The organism is Bradyrhizobium sp. ISRA430 (genome assembly GCF_029909975.1).
Taxonomy (GTDB): Bacteria; Pseudomonadota; Alphaproteobacteria; order Rhizobiales; family Xanthobacteraceae; genus Bradyrhizobium.
Window position 1 is genome coordinate 8,208,380 of sequence record NZ_CP094516.1, and the last position, 20,047, is coordinate 8,228,426.

At 63.3% G+C, this 20,047-nt stretch carries 20 protein-coding genes and 1 pseudogene; 13 read left to right on the forward strand and 8 right to left on the reverse strand.

Annotated elements, in window-relative coordinates:
- The 3 genes from MTX21_RS38425 (at position 1) to MTX21_RS38435 (ending at position 2,906) form a co-directional block, all read left to right on the forward strand.
- A complete protein-coding gene (locus MTX21_RS38425; protein WP_280969626.1) occupies positions 1 to 1,104 on the forward strand; it encodes an MlaD family protein in 1,104 nt (367 codons plus the stop codon).
- Positions 1,105 to 1,260: 156 nt separating this feature from the next.
- Positions 1,261 to 1,974, forward strand: coding sequence for a helix-turn-helix domain-containing protein (locus MTX21_RS38430; protein WP_280970923.1), 714 nt, complete (start codon positions 1,261 to 1,263; stop codon positions 1,972 to 1,974).
- A 203-nt stretch (positions 1,975 to 2,177) separates the two neighbouring features.
- Positions 2,178 to 2,906 carry a Crp/Fnr family transcriptional regulator gene (locus MTX21_RS38435; protein ID WP_280969627.1) on the forward strand — a complete coding sequence of 243 codons (729 nt, stop codon included), beginning with the start codon at positions 2,178 to 2,180 and terminating at the stop codon, positions 2,904 to 2,906.
- Between the two features lie 10 nt (positions 2,907 to 2,916).
- Here MTX21_RS38435 and MTX21_RS38440 read toward each other — a convergent pair whose 3' ends face one another.
- Both MTX21_RS38440 and MTX21_RS38445 read right to left on the reverse strand, forming a co-directional pair.
- Complete coding sequence (locus MTX21_RS38440; protein ID WP_280969628.1) at positions 2,917 to 3,693, reverse strand: cyclase family protein; 777 nt, start codon at positions 3,691 to 3,693, stop codon at positions 2,917 to 2,919.
- A 114-nt stretch (positions 3,694 to 3,807) separates the two neighbouring features.
- The gene (locus MTX21_RS38445) at positions 3,808 to 3,939 is read right to left on the reverse strand and encodes a hypothetical protein (RefSeq protein WP_280969629.1); all 132 of its coding nucleotides are present in this window, start codon (positions 3,937 to 3,939) and stop codon (positions 3,808 to 3,810) included.
- 253 nt (positions 3,940 to 4,192) lie between these two features.
- On the opposite strand from MTX21_RS38445, the gene MTX21_RS38450 reads away from it, so the two are divergent.
- From MTX21_RS38450 to MTX21_RS38470, 5 genes are all read left to right on the forward strand, one after another.
- On the forward strand, positions 4,193 to 4,435 hold the full coding sequence (locus MTX21_RS38450) for a hypothetical protein (protein ID WP_280969630.1): 243 nt from the start codon (positions 4,193 to 4,195) through the stop codon (positions 4,433 to 4,435).
- 22 nt (positions 4,436 to 4,457) lie between these two features.
- Entirely contained in the window at positions 4,458 to 5,429 is a 972-nt protein-coding gene (locus MTX21_RS38455; protein WP_280969631.1) for a TRAP transporter substrate-binding protein, read from the forward strand.
- Between the two features lie 62 nt (positions 5,430 to 5,491).
- Positions 5,492 to 6,037, forward strand: a complete 546-nt coding sequence (locus tag MTX21_RS38460; protein WP_280969632.1) for a TRAP transporter small permease — start codon at positions 5,492 to 5,494, stop codon at positions 6,035 to 6,037.
- A complete protein-coding gene (locus tag MTX21_RS38465; RefSeq protein ID WP_280969633.1) occupies positions 6,028 to 7,320 on the forward strand; it encodes a TRAP transporter large permease in 1,293 nt (430 codons plus the stop codon). Before MTX21_RS38460 ends, MTX21_RS38465 begins: the two co-directional genes overlap by 10 nt.
- Before the next feature lie 78 nt (positions 7,321 to 7,398).
- Positions 7,399 to 8,205, forward strand: a complete 807-nt coding sequence (locus tag MTX21_RS38470; protein ID WP_280969634.1) for an SDR family oxidoreductase — start codon at positions 7,399 to 7,401, stop codon at positions 8,203 to 8,205.
- A 15-nt stretch (positions 8,206 to 8,220) separates the two neighbouring features.
- Here the strand turns inward: MTX21_RS38470 and MTX21_RS38475 are convergent, their stop codons facing one another.
- From MTX21_RS38475 to MTX21_RS38490, 4 genes are read right to left on the reverse strand one after another with little or no spacing between them, the layout of a single operon-like run.
- Positions 8,221 to 8,919, reverse strand: coding sequence for a substrate-binding domain-containing protein (locus tag MTX21_RS38475; protein WP_280969635.1), 699 nt, complete (start codon positions 8,917 to 8,919; stop codon positions 8,221 to 8,223).
- Positions 8,916 to 11,048 (reverse strand): molybdopterin cofactor-binding domain-containing protein, encoded by a 2,133-nt coding sequence (locus MTX21_RS38480; RefSeq protein ID WP_280969636.1) that lies wholly within the window; start codon positions 11,046 to 11,048, stop codon positions 8,916 to 8,918. The genes MTX21_RS38475 and MTX21_RS38480 overlap by 4 nt, the downstream gene beginning before the upstream one ends.
- Complete coding sequence (locus MTX21_RS38485) at positions 11,045 to 11,515, reverse strand: (2Fe-2S)-binding protein (RefSeq protein ID WP_280969637.1); 471 nt, start codon at positions 11,513 to 11,515, stop codon at positions 11,045 to 11,047. Before MTX21_RS38485 ends, MTX21_RS38480 begins: the two co-directional genes overlap by 4 nt.
- 15 nt (positions 11,516 to 11,530) lie before the next feature.
- Positions 11,531 to 12,505 carry a tripartite tricarboxylate transporter substrate binding protein gene (locus MTX21_RS38490; RefSeq protein ID WP_280969638.1) on the reverse strand — a complete coding sequence of 325 codons (975 nt, stop codon included), beginning with the start codon at positions 12,503 to 12,505 and terminating at the stop codon, positions 11,531 to 11,533.
- A 233-nt stretch (positions 12,506 to 12,738) separates the two neighbouring features.
- Here MTX21_RS38490 and MTX21_RS38495 point away from each other — a divergent pair, with 233 nt between their 5' ends.
- Both MTX21_RS38495 and MTX21_RS38500 read left to right on the forward strand, forming a co-directional pair.
- Positions 12,739 to 14,829: a molybdopterin oxidoreductase family protein gene (locus MTX21_RS38495; protein WP_280969639.1), complete on the forward strand. Its 2,091-nt coding sequence runs from the start codon at positions 12,739 to 12,741 to the stop codon at positions 14,827 to 14,829.
- Positions 14,830 to 14,954: 125 nt separating this feature from the next.
- Complete coding sequence (locus tag MTX21_RS38500; RefSeq protein WP_280969640.1) at positions 14,955 to 15,737, forward strand: enoyl-CoA hydratase/isomerase family protein; 783 nt, start codon at positions 14,955 to 14,957, stop codon at positions 15,735 to 15,737.
- A gap of 46 nt (positions 15,738 to 15,783) precedes the next feature.
- On the opposite strand, the gene MTX21_RS38505 is transcribed toward MTX21_RS38500, so the two are convergent.
- A complete protein-coding gene (locus MTX21_RS38505) occupies positions 15,784 to 17,022 on the reverse strand; it encodes a hypothetical protein (RefSeq protein WP_280969641.1) in 1,239 nt (412 codons plus the stop codon).
- 1,036 nt (positions 17,023 to 18,058) lie between these two features.
- Positions 18,059 to 18,928, reverse strand: coding sequence for a group II intron reverse transcriptase/maturase (locus MTX21_RS38510; RefSeq protein ID WP_280969642.1), 870 nt, complete (start codon positions 18,926 to 18,928; stop codon positions 18,059 to 18,061).
- Between the two features lie 71 nt (positions 18,929 to 18,999).
- On the opposite strand from MTX21_RS38510, the gene tnpB reads away from it, so the two are divergent.
- The 3 genes and pseudogenes from tnpB to MTX21_RS38525 all read left to right on the forward strand — a co-directional run bounded on the left by tnpB (position 19,000) and on the right by MTX21_RS38525 (position 20,028).
- Positions 19,000 to 19,167 (forward strand): IS66 family insertion sequence element accessory protein TnpB, encoded by a 168-nt coding sequence (gene tnpB / locus MTX21_RS38515; protein ID WP_280969643.1) that lies wholly within the window; start codon positions 19,000 to 19,002, stop codon positions 19,165 to 19,167.
- Positions 19,168 to 19,289: 122 nt separating this feature from the next.
- A pseudogene (locus MTX21_RS38520) lies at positions 19,290 to 19,445 on the forward strand (transposase); the annotation flags it as partial.
- 268 nt (positions 19,446 to 19,713) lie between these two features.
- Entirely contained in the window at positions 19,714 to 20,028 is a 315-nt protein-coding gene (locus MTX21_RS38525) for a co-chaperone GroES (protein WP_280969644.1), read from the forward strand.
- Positions 20,029 to 20,047: the final 19 nt, after the last annotated feature.

Consider the following 20,047-nt stretch of genomic DNA (forward strand, 5'->3'; position numbering starts at 1 on the left):
ATGGAAACCCGCGCTCCCTATGTGCTGATCGGCGCCTTCGTCCTGGCCGCGATCCTCGTGGTCTTTGGCTTCGTCTATTGGCTGAACAATACGGGCGGCATCGGGCCGCGCGCGACCTATCGCGTGCAGTTTCAGGGGCCGGTACCGGGACTGCTGGTCGGCGCCGGCGTGTTGTTCAATGGCATCCGCGTCGGCGAGGTCACCGAGCTTGGTCTCGCGCCGGACAATCCGCGCTTCGTCAGTGCGACGATTTCGGTTGCGTCTGCGACTCCCGTGCGCGCCGACACCAAGGTCGGGCTCGATTTCCAAGGGTTGACCGGCGTACCGGTGGTGGCTCTGGAAGGCGGCACGATCGCTGCCAGACCGGGCGAGCCGTTGATCTTGATCGCCGAGGCCGGGGCCGGCCAGAGCATGACGCAGGCGGCGCGCGATGCGCTGCGGCGGGTCGATTCCGTACTGGAGGACAACGCCGGTCCGCTGAAGGATACGATCGCCAATTTCAAGACGTTCTCGGACGGGCTCGCGCGCAACGCCGGCAAGCTCGACGGCATCGTTGCGGGACTCGAGAAGATGACGGGCGGTGGAGCGCCTGCGCAGAAGATAACCTATGACCTGCGGGCACCGCAGGACCTCGGGCCGGTCGGCAAGGCGCTTTCCGCGTCATTGGCAATTCCCGAGCCGACCGCGGTTGCAATGCTCCAGACGCAACGGATGCTGTTCTCGCCGGTTCCGGACATCCCGGGCTTTGCCGAGTTCCTGTGGGCCGACAGCATTCCAAAGCTGGTGCAGGCGCGCCTGATCGACAGTTTCGAGAACCTCGACATCGCCCACGCCCCGTTGCGCACGACCGACCTGGGTCAGGCGGACTATCAGCTCTTGATCGATATCAGGCGCTTCCGCATTGCCGCGGAAGGCGAGCCGCGAGCCGAAATCGGACTGTCGGTGAGGATTGTCGACAAGAACGGCAAGGTGATCGCTTCGCGGCTTGTGGAAGCGAGCGAGAAACTCGACAAGATCGAGCCGACCGCCGCAGTCGCGGCATTCGACGCCGCCTTCGGCCGCATCGCAAAGGAGCTGGTCGGTTGGACGGTACAGGCCGTCTAACTCTCGGGCCGGTCGTTCCCGCGTCTCCAGCAGAACAAGGCGGCCATGTCCGCCGAAATTGATCTGCGTCAACTGCCTCTGTCACGGTGCAGTAAAATGCAGGCCGTGCGGCGGACTCGGCTTGATGCGGGCGGCGGCCGGCGCTTGGAGCGGTGGATGAAGGCTTCCTTGGTCACGATTGAGCCGAACGGGCATTCCTGCAGCGATTGTGCGGTCCGCGAATTCGCAGTCTGCTCGTCATTGGACGCGGCCGAACTCCGGGAGCTCGAGCACCTGGGACGCCGCGTCCATTTTATCGCAGGCCAAACCGTCTTCTCCGAGGAGGACATCACTACGTCATTCTACAACGTGCTCGGCGGCGTCATGCGGCTGTACAAGCTGTTGCCGGATGGCCGCCGGCAGATCGTCGGCTTTGCATTGCCCGGCGATTTCCTGGGGATGAACGTTTCCGGGCGCCACAACTTTTCGGCCGATGCGATCGGCGCAGTCACCGTCTGCCAGTTCGCGAAGGCGCCTTTAGGCCGGTTCATTGAGGACCGGCCGCACCTCTTACGGCGAATCAACGAACTGGCGGTCCGCGAATTGAGCCAGGCGCGCGACCACATGGTCCTGCTCGGTCGCCGCTCGGCGGACGAAAAAGTCGCCAGCTTTTTCCTCGGCTGGCGTGAGCGGCTGATCGAGCTCAAGGGGTCGATAGATTCGGTTTCGCTACCGATGAGCCGGCAAGACATCGCCGACTATCTCGGTCTCACCATCGAAACCGTCAGCCGCACCTTCACGAAGCTCGAGCGCCTCGGCGTGATCGAGATCATCCCGGGCGGCATCAGCCTGCTCGACGCCGCACGGGCCGAGGCTCTGGCGGCTGCCTGAAGTCGGGCCGTCCCATTCTTCTGTGGCGCCTGCAACTCTGCATCGATTGGAATGCATTGGCGCACCCTGCGGATGTCAGTTTTGGCCGTCCACGGCATTTTCGCGGCATTTGCCTCAAATCATGTGCATGCTTTCCGGTTGAAAAGCCGGGCGGGGTTGACTACGCAGGAACCCAGTGCCTCGCAGTCTTAGGAGCCCGCGGCGTGCCTCAGGACAAGACCGGCGACCCCCGACAGTCGTCGGGTAACAAATTATCGGTCCTGCGCAAGCACCCGATCTTCGCGGATCTGGAGCCGGAGGCGCTCGATCAGCTCTGCCGCTATGCCAAGCACACGACAGTGAAGCGCGGCGCGACGATTGCCGCGAAGGGCGACCCGGGCAACAATCTGTTCGCGGTGATCTCGGGGACAGTGAAGATTTCCTCCTCCTCGCCTGATGGGCGGAATGCCATTCTCAATCTGATCGGCCCTGGGGAGATTTTTGGCGAGATCGCGGTCCTCGACGGCGCGCCGCGTTCGGCGGATGCTACCGCCAACACCAATTGCGAGCTCTACGTCATCGATCGCCGGGACTTCCTGCCCTTTGTCAAGAGCCAGCCGGCGCTCGCGATGAAATTCATCGAGCTGCTCTGCGCGCGCCTGCGCTGGACCAGCCAGCAGGTCGAGCAGGTGATCCTGCAGAACCTGCCGGGCCGGCTCGCAAGCGCGTTGCTCGGTCTCACCGAAGAACGCAAGCTCGATTCCGGCAGCGGCACGCTCGCCATCACGCAGCAGGAGATCAGCGAGATGGTGGGGATGACGCGCGAGAGCATCAACAAGCAATTGCGCGCCTGGGCCGGACGCAATTGGGTTCGCCTCGAGCATGGCGCGATCGTCGTGCTGGATACCGATGCGCTGCGCGAGCTCGCCGAGAGCGGCCTCGACGGCGAGTGACGGCACCGACCTAGCCGTCGATGATGGCGACCGCGCGGGTCCAGCCCGCCGAAGCCCGTTCGATCTTCACCGGAAAGCACGAGATTGTGAACCCGGTCGAGGGCAGCTTGTCGAGATTGTGCAGCTTCTCGAGATGGCAATAACCGATGTGCCGTCCGGCCTTGTGGCCCTCCCAGATCAGACGGGCATCCTTGGTTTCCGCATATTTTTGGGCTGTGTAGACGAACGGCGCGTCCCAGCTCCAGCCGTCGGTTCCGGTCAGCCGGACGCCGCGTTCGAGCAGGTACATGGTGGCCTCATAGCCCATGCCGCAGCCGGAATTCACGTAATCCGCCTGGCCGAACTTGGCGCCGGCGCTGGTGTTGACGACGACGATTTCCAGCGGAGAGAGCGTGTGACCGATGCGCTTGAGCTCGTTCTCGACGTCTTCCGCGGTGGCCACGTAACCGTCGGGCAGATGCCGGAAATCGAGCTTCACGCCGGGTCGGAGGCACCACTCGAGCGGCACCTCGTCGATGGTCCATGACCGCTCGCCCCGGTTCATGGTCGGATGGAAGTGCCAGGGCGCATCGAGATGCGTGCCGTTATGCGTGGACAGCGAGACCTGCTCGACGGCCCAGCCCTGACCGTCCGGCAGATCCTCCGCCTTGAGGCCGTCGAAGAACTGCAGCATGCGCGGCAGGCCCTGCTGGTGATCGATGTACTGGATCGTCGGGTGATTGCCCGGGGGATCGGCCGGCACGTCGTTCTGCAACGGCACGGAAATATCGATCAGCTTGCGCGGCATGGCATTTCTCTCGGGATGTTCCGCTCTGTTTCGAAGCATCTTGAGTGGGCTGCATCGGCGACGTCAAGTGACGCGCCGGTGCGCCGAGCGTCACCGCAACACCGCGCGCGGCAGCTAGAGCGGGACCTCCGGCAGGCAGATCACGAGCGTCAGCACAAAAAGCATCGCGCCCCGCAGCGGCCAGATAGCTTCGGAAAAAAGGGACGATCCGCCGATTGCGCCTGCGGAGCCCGCGTGATCGATCAATGCAACTCTTGCATTGATCGATGCCGGATTTGGCTTGGACTCAGAATGCCGCCCGCCCTAGGGACGACATTGGCGACATCGCGCTGATGCAGCGCGTTCGCACAGGGATGGGCGACCGTCTCGTCCGAACCTCCAAGCCGCAGCCAATAGCGGTCGAGCATAAAATGAGAGGAACATCCATGGATGCAACGAGCATCGTAACCTCGCATCCGGCATTGGCCAGGGCGAGGCGCGATTGCAGGGGGGCCGGCGCTTGCCGCGCGGGGTCCTCGCCGGCTGGAAGCCTTCAATCGTGCCGCAGCACGAGGGCGACGACGTCATGAACGGCGACCTTCGCGCCAAGGCCGAGGACTTCGCGGCGGAGATCTTCAAGCAGCCGAATCCGCTCGACTCCCTCGCACAATCCTACCAAGGTGGTGCGGTTGTGGCGCTTGACTTCACACCTGAAGTGGAGCGACCCAAGGCGGCCCGCAGCACCTGCCCAACGACGACATAATCAACTCAGGAGGAAAGCCCAGATGAAGACACTAACCGGCATTATCGCAGCCGCTGTGCTGGCGGTCTCAGCGCCCTTGGCGACCGCACGCGATTTCCGCTCCGCCGACGTACACCCCGCTGACTATCCGACCGTCGAGGCCGTCAAGTTCATGGGCAAGCAGCTCGCGACGGCGAGCGGCGGCAAGCTCGGTGTGAAGGTGTTTCCCAACGGAGCCCTGGGCTCCGAGAAGGACACGATCGAGCAGCTCAAGATCGGCGCACTCGACATGATGCGGATCAACGCATCGCCGTTGAACAACTTCGTGCCGGAAACCATCGCGCTGTGCCTGCCTTTCGTCTTCCGGGACACGCAGCACATGCGCACGGTCCTTGACGGGCCGATCGGCGATGAGATCCTGGCGGCCATGGAGCCTGCGGGATTGGTCGGCCTTGCCTATTACGACAGCGGCGCCCGGTCCATTTACACGGTCAAGGCACCGATCAAGTCGCTCGCGGACCTCAAGGGCCTGAAGATTCGCGTCCAGCAATCCGACCTGTGGGTCGGCATGATCCAGAGCCTCGGGGCCAACCCGACGCCGATGCCGTATGGCGAGGTCTATACCGCTCTCAAGACCGGTCTGGTGGACGCTGCCGAGAACAACTGGCCCTCCTACGAGTCGTCGCGCCATTTCGAGGCAGCCAAGTTCTACAACGTCACTGAGCACTCCCTGGCGCCCGAAGTTCTCGTGATGTCCAAGAAGGTCTGGGACACGCTGAGCAAGGAGGATCAGGCGATGATCCGCAAGGCGGCCAAGGAATCGGTGCCCGTCATGCGCAAGCTCTGGGACGAGCGTGAGCAGGCTTCCCGCAAGACCGTCGAGGCGGCCGGCGTTCAGGTCGTTACGATCGCCAACAAGCAGGAATTCGTCGATGCGATGAAGCCGGTCTACGCGAAGTTCGCCGGTGACGAGAAGCTGCAGAGCCTCGTCAAGCGTATCCAGGACACGAAATAAGAACGTAGCGTCGGGGCCGGCGTCGCCGACCGGCGGCACCGGACCCTCGCAAGGAGACGCGGATGACAGACCCACACGTCGCAAACCACGAAGCAGTAGCCGGACGCCCGTCGACCGGCTTGCTGTCACGGATCAATGCCGTCATCGCTCGCGTGGGCATGTACCTGTCCGTGAGCGGCCTGCTCGTCATCGTCACCATCGTGTTCTACCAGGTGTTCGGACGTTACGTGCTCAATTCCAGTCCGACCTGGACGGAGAACCTTGCGCTGGTTCTGATCCTGTATGTCACGCTGATCGGCGCCGCCGTCGGCGTGCGCGATGCCGGGCACATCGGCATGGACAGTTTGCTGGTGATGCTTCCGGATCATTTGCGAGAGAAGATCGAGCTTGTGATCCACGTTCTGGTGGCCGTGTTCGGCATTGCGATGGTCTACAACGGCTGGATCCTCGGGGCGTCGGTCGGAACCGTGAAGATCCCCAATCTCGGCCTTCCCGAGGTCGTTCGCTACATACCGCTGATCGCCTCCGGCGTCTTGATCGTATCCTTTTCAATCGAGCACATCATTGCTCTCCTGCGCGGCGAAGAGGTCGTCCCCTCATGGAACTGATCATTCTCGGCGCCACCTTCTTCGGCTTCCTCATCCTTGGCGTACCGGTCGCCTTCGCGATCGGCCTCTCGGCGATTTGTACCATCCTGTATGAAGGCCTGCCGGTTGCCGTCATCTTCCAGCAGATGATGTCGGGGATGAACATCTTCTCCTTCCTCGCCATACCGTTCTTCGTCTTCAGCGGAGAGCTGATGCTGCATGGCGGCGTCGCCGACAAGATCGTGCAGCTCGCCAAGAACCTCGTCGGACATATCCGCGGCGGGCTCGGCATGTCGAACGTGGTCGCCTGCACGCTGTTCGGCGGCGTATCCGGCTCGCCGGTGGCCGACGTGTCGGCGATGGGGGCGGTGATGATCCCGATGATGAAAAAGGAAGGTTTCGATACCGACTACGCCGTCAACGTCACCACCCACGCCTCGCTGGTCGGAGCGCTGATGCCGACCAGCCACAACATGATCATCTATGCCCTGGCCGCCGGCGGCAAGGTATCGATCGGCGCGCTGATCGCCGCTGGCATCTTGCCAGCGCTCGTGCTGATGGCGTGCATGCTGGTTGCCGCTTACGCCGTCGCGGTGAAGCGAGGCTATCCGGCCGGTAAATTCCCGGGCTGGGCCGAGGTGGTCCGCTCGTTCGCGGCCGCCCTGCCCGGCCTCCTGATCGTCGGCATCATCCTGGCGGGCATCCTGTCCGGTGTCTTCACTGCAACTGAATCCGCAGCCGTCGCGGTCACCTACACGATCCTGCTGACCTTCTTCATCTACCGCACCATGACCTGGAACAATTTCTTGCGGGCCGCCGCCAAGGCGGTGAAGACGACGGGTGTGGTGCTGCTGCTGATCGGCGTCTCCACCATGTTCCAGTATCTGATGGGGCTCTACGAGGTGGCCGACCTCGCCGGCGATATGATGAGCAAGGTGTCCACGGAACCCTGGGCCATCTTCCTGCTCATCAACGTCATCCTGTTCCTGCTCGGTACGTTCATGGACATGGCGGCGACGATCCTGATCTGCACCCCGATCTTCCTGCCGATCGCGATGAAGGCGGGCATGGATCCGGTGCAGTTCGGCATGCTGATGCTGATCAACTGCGCCCTGGGGCTGAACACGCCGCCGGTCGGAACGACGCAATTCGTGGGCTGCGCCATCGGCGGCATCTCGGTGGGCGCGGTGATGCGCACCATCCTGCCGTTCTACGCCGCCCTGATCGCAGCGCTCATGTTCGTGACCTACGTTCCCGCCTTCTCGCTTTGGCTGCCGCGCCTGCTGATGGGGTACAAGGGATAGCTGCCGTGCATACGCCGACACTTGGCGGGCGAACCGGCCTTGCGATACTTTGCGTCGCAGCAACAGGAGAATCTGTCTGTGACTGACTATCGCAAGCTCTTCGATCTCACCGGCAAGACCGCAGTGGTTCTCGGCGCCGCGTCGGGCATTGGCAAGTCGTCGGCGGAAGCGCTGGCCGGGCTCGGTGCTCGCGTCGTCTGCGCCGATCGCGCGCTTGACGCTGCCGAGGCGACCGCCGCCGGCATTCGGGAGAAAGGCGGCTGGGCGGAAGCCGCCGCGTGCGATGCTGCGAGCGCAGCAGATGTCTCCGCGCTGGCCGCGACCGTGATACAGAAATTCCCGCGGCTCGATATCGCCGTGACGACGCCCGGGCTCAACATCCGCAAGACCATCCTCGACTACACCGAGGAGGACCTCGACCGCGTCGTCACGCTCAACGTCAAGGGCACCGTCTGGTTCTTCCAGGCCTTCGGCCGCATCATGGTGGAGCAGAAGGGTGGCAGCATCATCGCCTGCTCCTCGGTGCGCGCCGTGACGATCGAGCCCGGCCTTGCGGTGTACGGCTCGACCAAGGCGGCGATCGGCCTCCTGGTGAAGGGATTTGCCTCCGAGGTCGGCCGCTCCGGTGTACGCGTCAATGCGATTGCGCCGAGCATCGCGGAGACCGCGCTGACCGGCCCCTTCAAGCAGCGCCCCGACATCTACAATCTCTACGCCGGCCACACGGTGTTCAACCGCTGGAGCAGCGCCGATGAGGTTGCGACAGCGGTGGCCTACCTCGCCTCGGATGCCGCGAGCTATGTCAGCGGCAGCACGCTGTTCGTCGATGGCGGCTGGACGGCGGTCGACGGTCCGCCGACTGGGCTCACCCAACTGAACAACTAAGGCGCGCGTGCGCATCTAGCCGGAAAAGCCCACGCGCCGGCGCAGCTCGCTCTGGTCTGCACCGGCGAGCAGCGCGATCAGCGCGCGCGCCTCTGCCGGATGTGCGGCCCGCATGGTGATGCCGGCGGTGTACATCGTGACGAGCTCGCTTCCCGCCGGCAGCGATCCGGACATCACGATGCCCTCGGTTGCAATGATCTCGGTCGCCTGCGTGCATCCGATCGGCCTTTGGGCCGTAGACGCTGCAAGTTCCCGCATTGCGGTCGCGCCGTTCGGATAGATCTTGAGGCGGGATGCGACCTCATAAGCAATGCCGAGCTGATCCAGGACCTTGGCCAGGTGCATGCCGGCGGTCGAAGCCTTGGTGTCCGGGACGAAGATAGCATCTGCGGCGCGCAGCACCGCGCGCAGATCGGCTTCGGTCTTTACCAGCACTTTCGGATCGCCGGCACGAACTGCAAGCGCCGTCTCGACCTTGCCGATGTCCACGATCGATGCGGCCGTTACGAGCTGCTCGTCGGCGAGCTTCGTGACGAGCGCGCGCGTCAGGATGACGAGATCGGCCGGCGTGCTCGCGCGCAGTCTGTCGGCCATAATGCCGACCGCGCCGAATTGACCGTCGATACCGAATCCGGTCTGCGCCTTGAAAGCGTCGGTGAGGCCGCGAACGAGGCCTTGCGCCGCACCTCCGCTCAGGATGTTCAGTGTCGTCACGGGGCAAGCTCCATGGCTGCAATGATCCTGTCGCGCGTGATCGGCAGGTCGCGCACGCGCACGCCGAGGCAATCGAAGACCGCATTCGCAATCGCGGCCGTCACCGGGCCGTGGGCGGCTTCGCCGGCACCGACCGGCTCGATCTCCGGCCGCTGGATGACTTCGACATCCACCGCCGGCACTTCACTGAACGTCAGGATCGGATAGTCCGTCCAGGAGGTCGACGTGATGCGTGTCCGGTCGAAGCGGACGCGCTCCTTCAGCGCCCAGCTCGTCGCCTGGATCGCGCCGCCCTCGATCTGGTTGATCACACCGTCCGGATTGATGGCCTCGCCGACATCGACCGCAAGCGCCAGCCGCTTCACGCGGATATCGTCGGCGCCTTCGATCTCGGCAATCGCGGCACAATAGGCGCCCGTGTTCTTGTAGCGGGCAAAGCCGACGCCGTGACCGACTCCGGCTTGCCTTTGCGGCTTCCACTGCGCGCGCCGCGCCGCGGCGCGGATGACATCCTTTGCCCGCTCGTCGCGCAGATGGCGCAAGCGGAACTGGATCGGGTCTTCGCCGCGCAGAGCAGCGATCTCGTCGAGCAGGGATTCGATGGCGAACACGTTGCCTTGCCCGCCCAGGGTCCGCAGCGCCGAGGTGCGCACGGGCATGGTCAGCAGCCGGTGGCTCGTGATGGTCCAAGCCGGGAGGTCATAGAGCGGAACGGAGTTGCGGTCGCCGCCACCGCCATTGGCAGCCGGCGGGTTGGACGAGATCATGCGCGGGTAGGGATTTGCGATCTCGGTTGCCGCACGCAGCGCGGGCTGCGCCGCGCGACCCGGCCGCGCGGCGTGGCCGTTGCTCCAGATCGCATGGCGCCAAGCGATGATCTCGTTGTCTGCGTCGAGATCGGCCTCGATCTCGATCGCCATCGCTGCGCCAAACGGCGCGTGGGACATCTCGTCGTGACGTGACCACTGCACCCGGACCGGTCGGCCCGCGGCGGCCTTTGCCAGCAGAACGGCATCGAGGGCGACATCATCGGCCGCATTGTGTCCGTAGCAGCCGGCGCCCTCCATGTGCTCGACGATGATGCTCTCCACCGGCAGCTTCAGCACGATCGCGAGATCGGCGCGCAGCAGATAGACACCCTGGCTGTGTGTCCAGACGTGGACGCGATCGCCGTCCCATTGCGCCATGGCACAGGAGGGCGCGATCGAGGCGTGCGCGACGTAGGGGCGGGTATATTGCCGGCGAAGGGTGTGCGCGATCGCGCTCGGTCTTGCCCCTGTTTTGGTGTCGATGACGGTCGTCTCGACCGGCTGGCTCTTCAGGAAGCCTGCGAGATCATGTTCATCGGGCAGCGGCTCGCCGGCCGACCACGTCGCGCCCTTGCGCAATGCCTTCAGTGCAGCTTCGGCCGCTGCTTCAGTCCCGGCGACCACGCCGGCAAAACCGCCGTCGCGGACAATTGCGACGAGGCCGGGAACAGCGCGCGCGCTCTCTTCATCGAGCGCGACCATTTTGGCGCCCGAAATATCCGGCCGCAGCACGCGTCCGTGCAGCAGGCGCGGCAGCGCGCAGTCATGGATGAAGCGCGGACGCGCGAACACCTTGTCGGGAATGTCGACGCGCTGGATCGAACGTCCTGCAATGCCGCGTGTGGAAGCGGACTTCGCCATCGCGCCCGCGGTAGCGTCGCGGTCGAGAGAGACTTCGCCGGCCAGTTCCCAATAGCTGGTCCTGACATTGCCAGGTCCCGAGATCGTGCCGTCGTTGACCTCGAGCTGCGATGCATCGACGCCGAGACGCTCCGAGGCCGCGGCGAGGAAGAGTTGGCGCACCTCCGCGCAGACCTGGCGCAGCGCACGGCCGGACTGTTGGATCGAGAGGCTACCCGAGGTGACGCCCTCGTTCGGGCTGGTCGCCGTTGAGGCGCGGATCATCTCGATCCGGCCGATATCGACATCGAGCTCGTCGGCGGCGATCTGGGTCAGCGCGGTGACGATACCCTGGCCGATCTCGACCTTGCCGGGCGCGATCGCCACCTGGCCTTGGTCGGTGATTTTCACCCAGGACGCCAGCTTTGGATTGGCGGCCAGGCTGACCGACAATTTCGGGGCAGAGGAGGGCGTGCTCATGACGCAGCCAGCTCCGAGGCCGCCTGCAGCACGGCGCGCACCATGCGGTTATGCGATCCGCAGCGGCACAAATTGCGATCGAGTGCAGCTCTGACCTCGGCCTCGGTCGGCGACGGATTGCGCTTCAAAAGCGCCGCCGCGCTGATCAGGATTCCTGACACGCAATAGCCGCATTGCATCGCCTGTTCGGCGATGAAGGCGCGTTGCAGCGGATGCGGATGCTCCGCTGTGCCGAGGCCCTCAATCGTGGTGACGTCCTTGTCGGCGACCGACCACATCGGCATGTCGCAGGACGCGATCGCGCGATCGCCGACCATGACATAGCAGGCGCCGCATTCATTGGCCCCGCAGCCGAAATGCGGGCCGGTCACGCCGAGCCGGCCGCGCAGCACGTCGAGCAGCATCTGGTCCGGATCGGTCTCGACCGCAATGGCGGCGCCGTTGAGCTGGAAACGAATGGTCGGCATGGTCGAACAGCGGCCTCAGGACTTGTCGAACTTCTTGACGACATCGGCCCATTTAGCGATGTCGCCGCGCAGGAATTTGTCGAACTCCTCCGGCGTCATCGACATGGGCACGGCGCCCTGTTCCGTCCAGAGCTTGACGATGTCCGGCCGCTTCAGCATTGCGTTCACGGCGGCGTTGAGCTTGTCGATGATCGGCTTCGGCGTGCCGGCCGGCGCCATCAGGCCGAGCCAGATCGTGGCCTCATAGCCAGGCACGCCGGCCTCGATCGCGGTCGGCACGTTCGGCAGCACCGCGGAGCGTTGCTTGCCGGTGGTCGCAAGCGCGCGCACCTGGTTCTCACCGACGTTCGGCGCCATCGCCGGCACCGCATCGATCATCATCTGTACCTGTCCGCCGATCACCCCGCTGCGTGCCTCGCCGCTGTTGCGATAGGGGACGTGCACGACGTCGATGCCGGCCATGGCTTTGAACAGCTCGCCGGCCATGTGGTACGGCGTGCCCTGACCGGAGGAGGCGTAGTTCAATTTGCCCGGCTGCGACTTGGCGAGCGCGATGAACTCCTGCAGCGTCTTCGCTGCGACCTGTGGGTTCACCACGATGACGAGATCGGAATAGTTCACCGGGGCGATCGGCGCGAGGTCGCGCATCAGGTCGTATTTGCGCTGGGCCGCCGTCAACAGTGATTCGTTGGCGGTTTGTGTGTTCGACATCATCAGCAAGGTGTAGCCGTCCGCCGGCGACTTGACCGCCTCGACCGTACCGATGACGCCGCCCGCGCCGGTGCGGTTCTCGATGACGAAGGGCTGGCCGAAGCTCTCCTGGAGGACGTTGCCGATTAGCCGGGCCGCGACATCCGCCGGCCCGCCGGCGCCGAAGGGAACGACGATCCGGACCGCATGGGCAGGATAGTCTTGCGCGAAACAGGAGGGCGCGGAGAATGCACTGAACAGGCCGGCAGCCAGCGCCAGCACAATCCTTGCGGGCGTCATGCCCACCTCCCTCTGTCGTTGTTGTTGGCCGGCACTGTAGCGGCAGGGCGCGCGGACTGTCGACGCCTCAGAAAGTCGATCACGCTGGGAATATCGGCCGGCTTCCGGGGTGACCGCGCCGCATTTCGCAGTCGCGGCAGGAACCGGCAACGCACGCGGCTTGAGCAAATTGCATAGGCATTGCCGGATAAATGCCCTCGGCTGGCCGGTATTTTGATGTTACGGATTTCCCCATGAACCAGCACGCCAAGATCGAGATCCGCCACTCCACCTGTCCGCATGATTGCCCCTCGGCCTGCGCGCTCGATGTCGAGGTGGTCGAGGGCCGCAGCATCGGTCGCGTTCGCGGCTCCAAGCGGCAGACCTACACGGCCGGCGTCGTCTGCGCCAAGGTCGCCCGCTATGCCGAGCGCATCCATCACCCCGAGCGGGTGATGTACCCGATGCGCCGCACCGGGCCGAAAGGATCCGGCCAGTTCGCGCGGATCTCCTGGGACGAGGCGCTCGACGAGATCGGCCATCGCTTCAACGAGGCCGAGCGCGAGTTCGGCGCGGAATCGATCTGGCCCTATTACTACGCCGGCACGATGGGGCTGGTGATGCGCGACGGTCTCAACCGCCTCACGCATGTGAAGAAATATTCGCGCTTCTATTCGACGATCTGCGCGAACGTCGCGCGCGTCGGTTATGCAATCGGCACCGGCAAGATTGCCGGCGTCGATCCACGCGAGATGGCGCTGTCCGACCTCGTCGTGATCTGGGGTACCAACCCCGTCAACACCCAGGTCAACGTGATGACGCACGCCGCGCGTGCGCGCAAGGAGCGCGGCGCGAAGATCGCGGCCGTCGACATCTACGACAACGAGACCATGAAGCAGGCCGACATCAGGATCATCCTGCGGCCCGGCACCGATGGCGCGTTCGCCTGCGGCGTCATGCACGTGCTGTTCCGCGACGGCTATGCCGACCGCGCCTATATGGACAAGTACACCGATTGCCCGGCCGAGCTCGAGGCGCATCTGAGAACGCGCACGCCGGAATGGGCGTCCGCGATCTCTGGCGTGCCGGTGTCTGAGATCGAAGCGTTCGCGAAGGCGGTCGGCGAGACCAAGCGAACCTTCCTGCGCCTCGGCTACGGCTTCACCCGCTCGCGCAACGGGGCCACGCAGATGCATGCGGCACTCTGCATTCCCGCGGTGACCGGCGCCTGGCAATACGAAGGCGGCGGCGCCTTCTTCAACAATTACGCGCTGTGGCATTTCGACGAATCCATCATCGAGGGCCATGACGCGATCGATCGCACCACGCGCGTGCTCGACCAGTCCCAGATCGGCCGTATCCTGACCGGCGACACTGAGGCCTTGCACGGCAAGGGCCCGATCAAGGCGATGCTGATCCAGAACACCAACCCGATGACGGTGGCGCCGGAGCAGGCGCGGGTAGCACAGGGTTTTGCGCGCGAAGACCTGTTCGTCGCCGTGCATGAGCAGTTCATGACCGAGACGGCGCAGATGGCCGACATCGTGCTGCCGGCGACCATGTTCATGGAGCATGACGACCTCTATTACGGCGGCGGCCACCAGCACATCTCGGTGGGCGCGAAGCTGATCGATCCGCCCGGCGAATGCCGCTCCAACCATGAGGTCTTGCAGGCGCTGGCGCCGCGCGTCGGCGCGATGCATCCAGGCTTCGAGATGACGTCGCGCGAGTTGATCGATGCGACGCTGAAGCTGAGCGGCCACGGCGACATCGCCGGGCTCGAGGCCGACATCTGGCGCGACCTGCAGCCGGATTTCCGGACCTCGCATTTTCTCGACGGCTTCGCCCATCCCGACAAGAAATTCCACTTCAGGGCGGATTGGGCGCATCCGCCGTTCGGCCAGACGATGGGCGATATCGACAACATGCCTGATCTGCCGGACCATTGGGCGGTGATCGAGCAGGCCGACCAGGCCCATCCGTTCCGGCTTGCCACCAGCCCATCGCGCAGCTTCCTCAACACCACCTTCAACGAGACGCCGTCCTCGCAGGCGCGCGAGGGCAGGGCGAGCGTGATGATCCATCCGCTGGATGCAGCCTCCCTCGACATTGCTGACGGCGATGCGGTGACGCTCGGCAACATCAGAGGCGAGACCACGCTGATCGCAACGCTGTTCGACGGCGTGCGGCGCGGCGTGCTGATCGCGGAATCCGTTCACCCGAACAAGAACCATATCGGCGGCCGCGGCATCAACATGCTGACCGGAGCCGAAGCCGTCGCGCCGATCGGCGGCGCCGCATTCCACGACAACAAGGTCTGGATCAGGAAAGCGGTCGCGGGCTGACCGCGCGCCTCCGTTGCCAGCAATTTGCGTCGAGGCGCTAAAGCGGCGCCTCGCTGCAGATTGCTCTTGCACCTGCCGCCCGCGCTGCCGCAAATGCTGCAAACGGACAGCAAGGAAGCGACGTCATGACCGACAACACAGCCGTCATCACCGAAAAGCGCGGGCAGGCATTCTGGATCACCATCAACCGGCCCGAGAAGCGCAACGCGCTGAACGGCGAGGTCATCGCCGGCATCAGCAAGGGCTATCGCGACGCCCATGACGACAAGGACGTCCGCGTCATCGTGCTGACCGGCGCCGGCGACAAGGCGTTCTGCGCCGGCGCCGACTTGCAGAATTCCGGTGCGGCGTTCGCGATGGATCATTCCCGGCCGAATGTCGACTATGCCGATCTGCTCCGCCTGTCACAGAACGCGACGAAGCCCGCGATCGCGCGGGTCGGTGGCGTCTGCATGGCCGGCGGCATGGGCCTTTTGTGCATGACCGACATGGCGGTTGCGGCCGACCATGTCATCTTCGGCCTGCCGGAGGTGAAGGTCGGCGTGTTTCCGATGCAGGTGCTGAGCTTGCTGCAGTCCATCGCGCCGCCGCGTCTCGTCAACGAATGGGCGCTCACCGGCGAGCCGTTCGATGCGAAAGCTGCGCAAGCCGCGGGCCTCTTGAACTATATCGTACCGGCGGCCGAGCTCGACGCCAAGGTCGACTGGCTGATCGGCCGCACCGTCGACAAATCCCCGACCGCGATCCGCCGTGGCAAATACGCCATGCGCGCCATTGCCTCGATGTCGTTCGACGAGAGCATCGCCTACACCGAAAGCCAGATCGCGCTGCTCGCGATGACCGAGGACGCCAAGGAGGGGCTGAAGGCGTTCGGCGAAAAGCGCAAGCCGGTATGGACGGGGCGGTAGACCCGATGTTGGAACAAACTCAGAGAGGCATCCGGCAAAACGATGCCTATCTCGTTCGCGCCACGAGCTGATCGTCAAAGGAAGCTGTTCCCGCGCGCTGCAATCGGCGCTTTTTGGTAGCCGCAATGAGCTGCTTGCGCGTGCGCTTGGCATAAGTTGGCAATTGGTATTTTGAACGATGGCGGCCGGCGGTGCGCAATTCAGCATCCGTGAGATCGCTGTCGGCGCCTTCGGTGAAGCCGCCATGGCGAAATGATGTGAATGAAAGTTCGTGACGAAGCCCGGCTGCGGCGATGATCTTTTTTACGACGGAGCGGAGGTATCGCAGATCTTTGCGTTGGGTGATCCATGGGACGGGAATGCTCGATCTGCGATGAGGGTGGTCGCGCCGGAAGACCAATCCGGAGCCGTGCCCCGCTTTGATAGCGTCGAGTTCCGCCATCAACTCGGGGAAAAGCGGCGTGCCAGTTTCGTCAAAGAGGGGCCACCATGCTTCTTCGCCGTTCTTTGGATGGACAATCCTGACGCTATCTGGTCGTCCCTCCGGGCGGTAGTGCGCAAGTTCGAAAATGCCGAAGACATGCTCTTCGCGCTGCAGCCATTCCCAACTCAACAAAGCGGCTGTAGCGATGGAGTAAAACCCGAGTTTCTTGGCACTGCGCCTGAACGCGACAAGCTCGTCCCAGTTTGCAGTGGGCGTCTCCCGCTTCGGTTGACCAGGGGCTCGAGACCTTAGCCCCATCCGGGAGAACGGGTTTATTTCGGGGACCTTCGCCTCATGAGCGCGCTGGCCAACAAACCAAGCGCGCCTGCAAGCCGTCATGGCAGCATTTGCGAAGCGCCGGCGTTCGTATTTGACGGTGTTGCCGTCCGCTTCCTTGCGTTCTACGACCAGCAACTTCGCATAGACGGCATCGACAAATCCTCTAGAGAAGGCAGAAATCTGTTTCGAGCCCGCCCGACTGCCGTCCTTTAGCTCGTGATTAGCAAAAAGCGCTAAGCCCTGGGCGTAAAGTCGCTGCGTTTTGTGATCGAGTTCTTTCCACTTCTGGTGCGTCTTGAATACCCATACGAGCCAATCGAAAGTGCCAGGTGCAGGCGGAGTAGGAGACAGGTCGGTTAGCCCCCCAGAACGCCAGCTGTCAAAAGCGGGTAACAAGACTTTCTTGACCCGGTCTACAGCTGCATCGAAATCCTCGCCAAGTGCCTCAGGTTCGATGGTACAGCCTTGTCTGCGTGCCCAGGTGGGCGGCTCGAAAAAATAGGCCCAACCGCCATGCTTCAATGCCTTCCGCCGACAGTAACGAGGAAGTCCAGGCGTAGTGTTGGACAAATTCATACGAGCGAGGTCAGGTCTTGTCGGTCTAGCTTATTGGGGTTTGTAGCGCTGCACGCTGCCGCGAAGTCATCAATAGCTGCCTTCGACCAAACTGGCTCTCGGGAGCGACCAGTTCCGTGATAATGCGTCGGCGGAGGAGCTTCCCCGCGGACTATCGCGCGCGCAAGTTCGACTGTATTGCGGTAATCTAAATACGCTGCGACCATATCCGCCCGCATGACGGCTGGCCATGCGCCGACCGGCGGGTAACGAGCAGGAAGTGCAATGCGAGATCCCATTAGTCTCCATCCGCACAGATAGTTCGCCACAGATTTAAGCTTTCGCGCTTCTTCGCCGTCCTCTCTCGCTGGCGCGCGCATAAGGATGCCAAATCGTCTGTCTCGGTGTCCGCCATGCGGGCTCCGGCTAGCTCTAGTTGACCCACTGCTCGAATCCGAACGCGAAAACTAATTGAGAAACAAGTCGAGGCGATAGCTCGTGCGGCAATCGGGTGGCCTGGAGGGAAATTGGGCTGGAGTGCGCGCGCAACTAATTTAGGTCGGGACTGGCGCAGGAGGGTGGAACACAGAGCTGCTTGGGAAAAAGGTGATCGAAATCGATCACAAAACAGTTCAAGAGGTGGGCATCCGGTCTGGATGACTTTCGGCAGGGTGGTGTTTGCCCGCTGCTCGAGAGGCATCTGATTCCCTTTACCCATGCGTCCTCGTTCCAACAATCTGTCGTTCAAGTCGCTCGGGAAGCAGGGTTAGGAACTCCAATTGTCGGAATGGCAGACATGTCTGGATCCGACGGCAGACAGCGTCTGTCGCGGTACACAGATGTATGCGAGGGGAATTCAATTCTGTCTCTGTCGTTTGTGCGCGAGCGGCTTGCGCCGCACCGGGCTCTTGTGAACCGAGCCGCGCAGCGTCTCGGTAGGGTAGGCGCGGGATACCTCGTCGAGGATATCCCTACGCCTCCCCCCAAACCGTGCGGGCACTTTTCAATGCACACGGCTTTCCATACGCGCATGCGCTCGACCGGAGACGGTTGCGCGGCATGACGGACACAGGACGATCGTCTTGCGCCGCCAACCGGACTGTTTCCAAACCGTCAGCGAACCGCTTCGCAGGTCTCCAACGCGGCGGAGGTGATGCATCTCAAATGGTCCGGTCCTATCACCGCACCCTTCGCACCTGCGAGCGTTGAGGCGATCGATCAGATCATTGGGGCTTTTGACCCACCACGCCCCTGCCGTGACGTTGTCCACCACAGGACTCGTCCAGTAGGTCTGGGTCAGATGCTTCAGTCTCCACAGCTTGATACTGCGAAGTTTACCACGGACCACGGAGCTGACTTCGTAGTCCGTACCCTTCCACAGACGTGCCATGGTTCTCGCTCTCGTCGTCCGATGTCGCATCGCCAGCGTCTTCACAAGGCTGCGGAACACAACAAGCTCCAACAGTCCCAAGGCGCTCTTGAAGTCATCGGCAAACGAATGGTAGTTCGCAAAACCACGGAACTCTGAGTTATAGGCGAGGACGGTTGCGACATCGCTGGTGACCAAGAACTGCTCGCGCGGACGGCCAGTCTTTCTGGCGAGATCGCCATAGTCGTGTCGCTTGCAGAACGCGGTAACCTCCTTGCGCGGCACTCGCAAACTGACATTGCCGGTGGTCGGCCGGCGTACCACGCGCCATGTCCGGCCATCCGGCCCCGTGCGGTTGGATTTGCGTCCAGCCCCATAGGATGTGTATGTCGAGATGCGATAGCTGAGGAAGGTCACTCCCTTTGAAGCGGCGTGAACTCCACTTTTCTCGGCCGATACGGCGAGCTTCAAGGCCTGCGTCAGGAACTGTTCGACGCGAGCCATGATCTCACACGCTTCCCGCTTGCTCCCGATTACGCCGATGAGGAAGTCGTCGGCGTAGCGGCAGTACGGGTTTGTGCCTGTTCGCCAAGCGGCTCGAGGAAGGCGTCTTCCGCTGGCCGAAGATCGAGGATGGCGTGATGCGTTTGTCGGCGGCGGAATTGTCGGCGCTGCTCGAAGGGCTCGATTGGCGGCGTGTCCACGCGGCACGGGAGACGGTCGTCCCGACGCAAGCCGGATAATTGTGGGCCGCGCTGCGACGAAGTGAATCAGGGGCATCGAGCGCGCCGTCAGGCGAGCGCGAATATGCTCTGATTTGCCTGTGAGCGATAACCTTCCTGATGATCCCGAGACGCTGAAGGCGATGCTGCTTGCCGAGCGGCACGAGAGCGAGCGGCTGCGCCAGATCATCAAGAAGCTGCAGCGTCATCGCTTTGGCCGGAAGGCGGAGTCGCTTCCTGAGGAACAGATGTTGCTGGGCCCCGAGGACGTCGAGCAGGTCGCAGCTTCTGCCGAGGCCGGTCAGGACGAGACAGCCCCGGAAGGCCGGACCGAAGGCGTAGCGGATGGCCTCGGCGAGCTTGTTTCACCCTGTTATCTTTTTGTTTGCGGCAGGGGCACCCGTCAACTTGAGCGCACACGCTCGACACGTCTGTGTTTAAAGTTGCACAAACATCGTGGGCCGAACCTCTTGCGCCCCAATGTCACTGGTATATGTGAGAGCGGTTGGCACTCGCTCGTTGCGACTGCCAACCTAAAGAATATTCACAAAAGTCAGGGAGGACTGCATGAAATTCCCTCCGCTTCACGACCGCGTCGTGGTCAAGCGCATCGAAGCTGAAGAGAAGACCGGTGGCGGCATCATCATTCCCGATACGGCCAAGGAAAAGCCCTCCCAGGGCGAAGTCATCGCCATTGGCCCTGGCGGCCGGGATGAGAGCGGCAAGCTGATCCCGATCGACGTCCAGGTCGGCGACCGCGTGCTGTTCGGCAAGTGGTCGGGCACCGAGGTCAAGATCGACGGCCAGGAGCTGTTGATCATGAAGGAGAGCGACATCATGGGCGTTCTTACCGACGTGTCGTCCAAGAAGAAGGCCGCCTAATCCACCGTCACCCCCTGAG

Excerpts from the sequence above, each read along its gene's own strand:
- MTX21_RS38425 (WP_280969626.1), top strand. The coding sequence starts at position 1 with ATGGAAACCCGCGCTCCCTATGTGCTGATCGGCGCCTTCGTCCTGGCC.
- MTX21_RS38430 (WP_280970923.1), top strand. The coding sequence starts at position 1,261 with ATGAAGGCTTCCTTGGTCACGATTGAGCCGAACGGGCATTCCTGCAGC.
- MTX21_RS38440 (WP_280969628.1), bottom strand. The coding sequence starts at position 3,693 with ATGCCGCGCAAGCTGATCGATATTTCCGTGCCGTTGCAGAACGACGTG.
- MTX21_RS38455 (WP_280969631.1), top strand. The coding sequence starts at position 4,458 with ATGAAGACACTAACCGGCATTATCGCAGCCGCTGTGCTGGCGGTCTCA.
- MTX21_RS38460 (WP_280969632.1), top strand. The coding sequence starts at position 5,492 with ATGACAGACCCACACGTCGCAAACCACGAAGCAGTAGCCGGACGCCCG.
- MTX21_RS38465 (WP_280969633.1), top strand. The coding sequence starts at position 6,028 with ATGGAACTGATCATTCTCGGCGCCACCTTCTTCGGCTTCCTCATCCTT.
- MTX21_RS38480 (WP_280969636.1), bottom strand. The coding sequence starts at position 11,048 with ATGAGCACGCCCTCCTCTGCCCCGAAATTGTCGGTCAGCCTGGCCGCC.
- MTX21_RS38485 (WP_280969637.1), bottom strand. The coding sequence starts at position 11,515 with ATGCCGACCATTCGTTTCCAGCTCAACGGCGCCGCCATTGCGGTCGAG.
- MTX21_RS38490 (WP_280969638.1), bottom strand. The coding sequence starts at position 12,505 with ATGACGCCCGCAAGGATTGTGCTGGCGCTGGCTGCCGGCCTGTTCAGT.
- MTX21_RS38495 (WP_280969639.1), top strand. The coding sequence starts at position 12,739 with ATGAACCAGCACGCCAAGATCGAGATCCGCCACTCCACCTGTCCGCAT.
- MTX21_RS38500 (WP_280969640.1), top strand. The coding sequence starts at position 14,955 with ATGACCGACAACACAGCCGTCATCACCGAAAAGCGCGGGCAGGCATTC.
- MTX21_RS38510 (WP_280969642.1), bottom strand. The coding sequence starts at position 18,928 with ATGGCTCGCGTCGAACAGTTCCTGACGCAGGCCTTGAAGCTCGCCGTA.
- MTX21_RS38525 (WP_280969644.1), top strand. The coding sequence starts at position 19,714 with ATGAAATTCCCTCCGCTTCACGACCGCGTCGTGGTCAAGCGCATCGAA.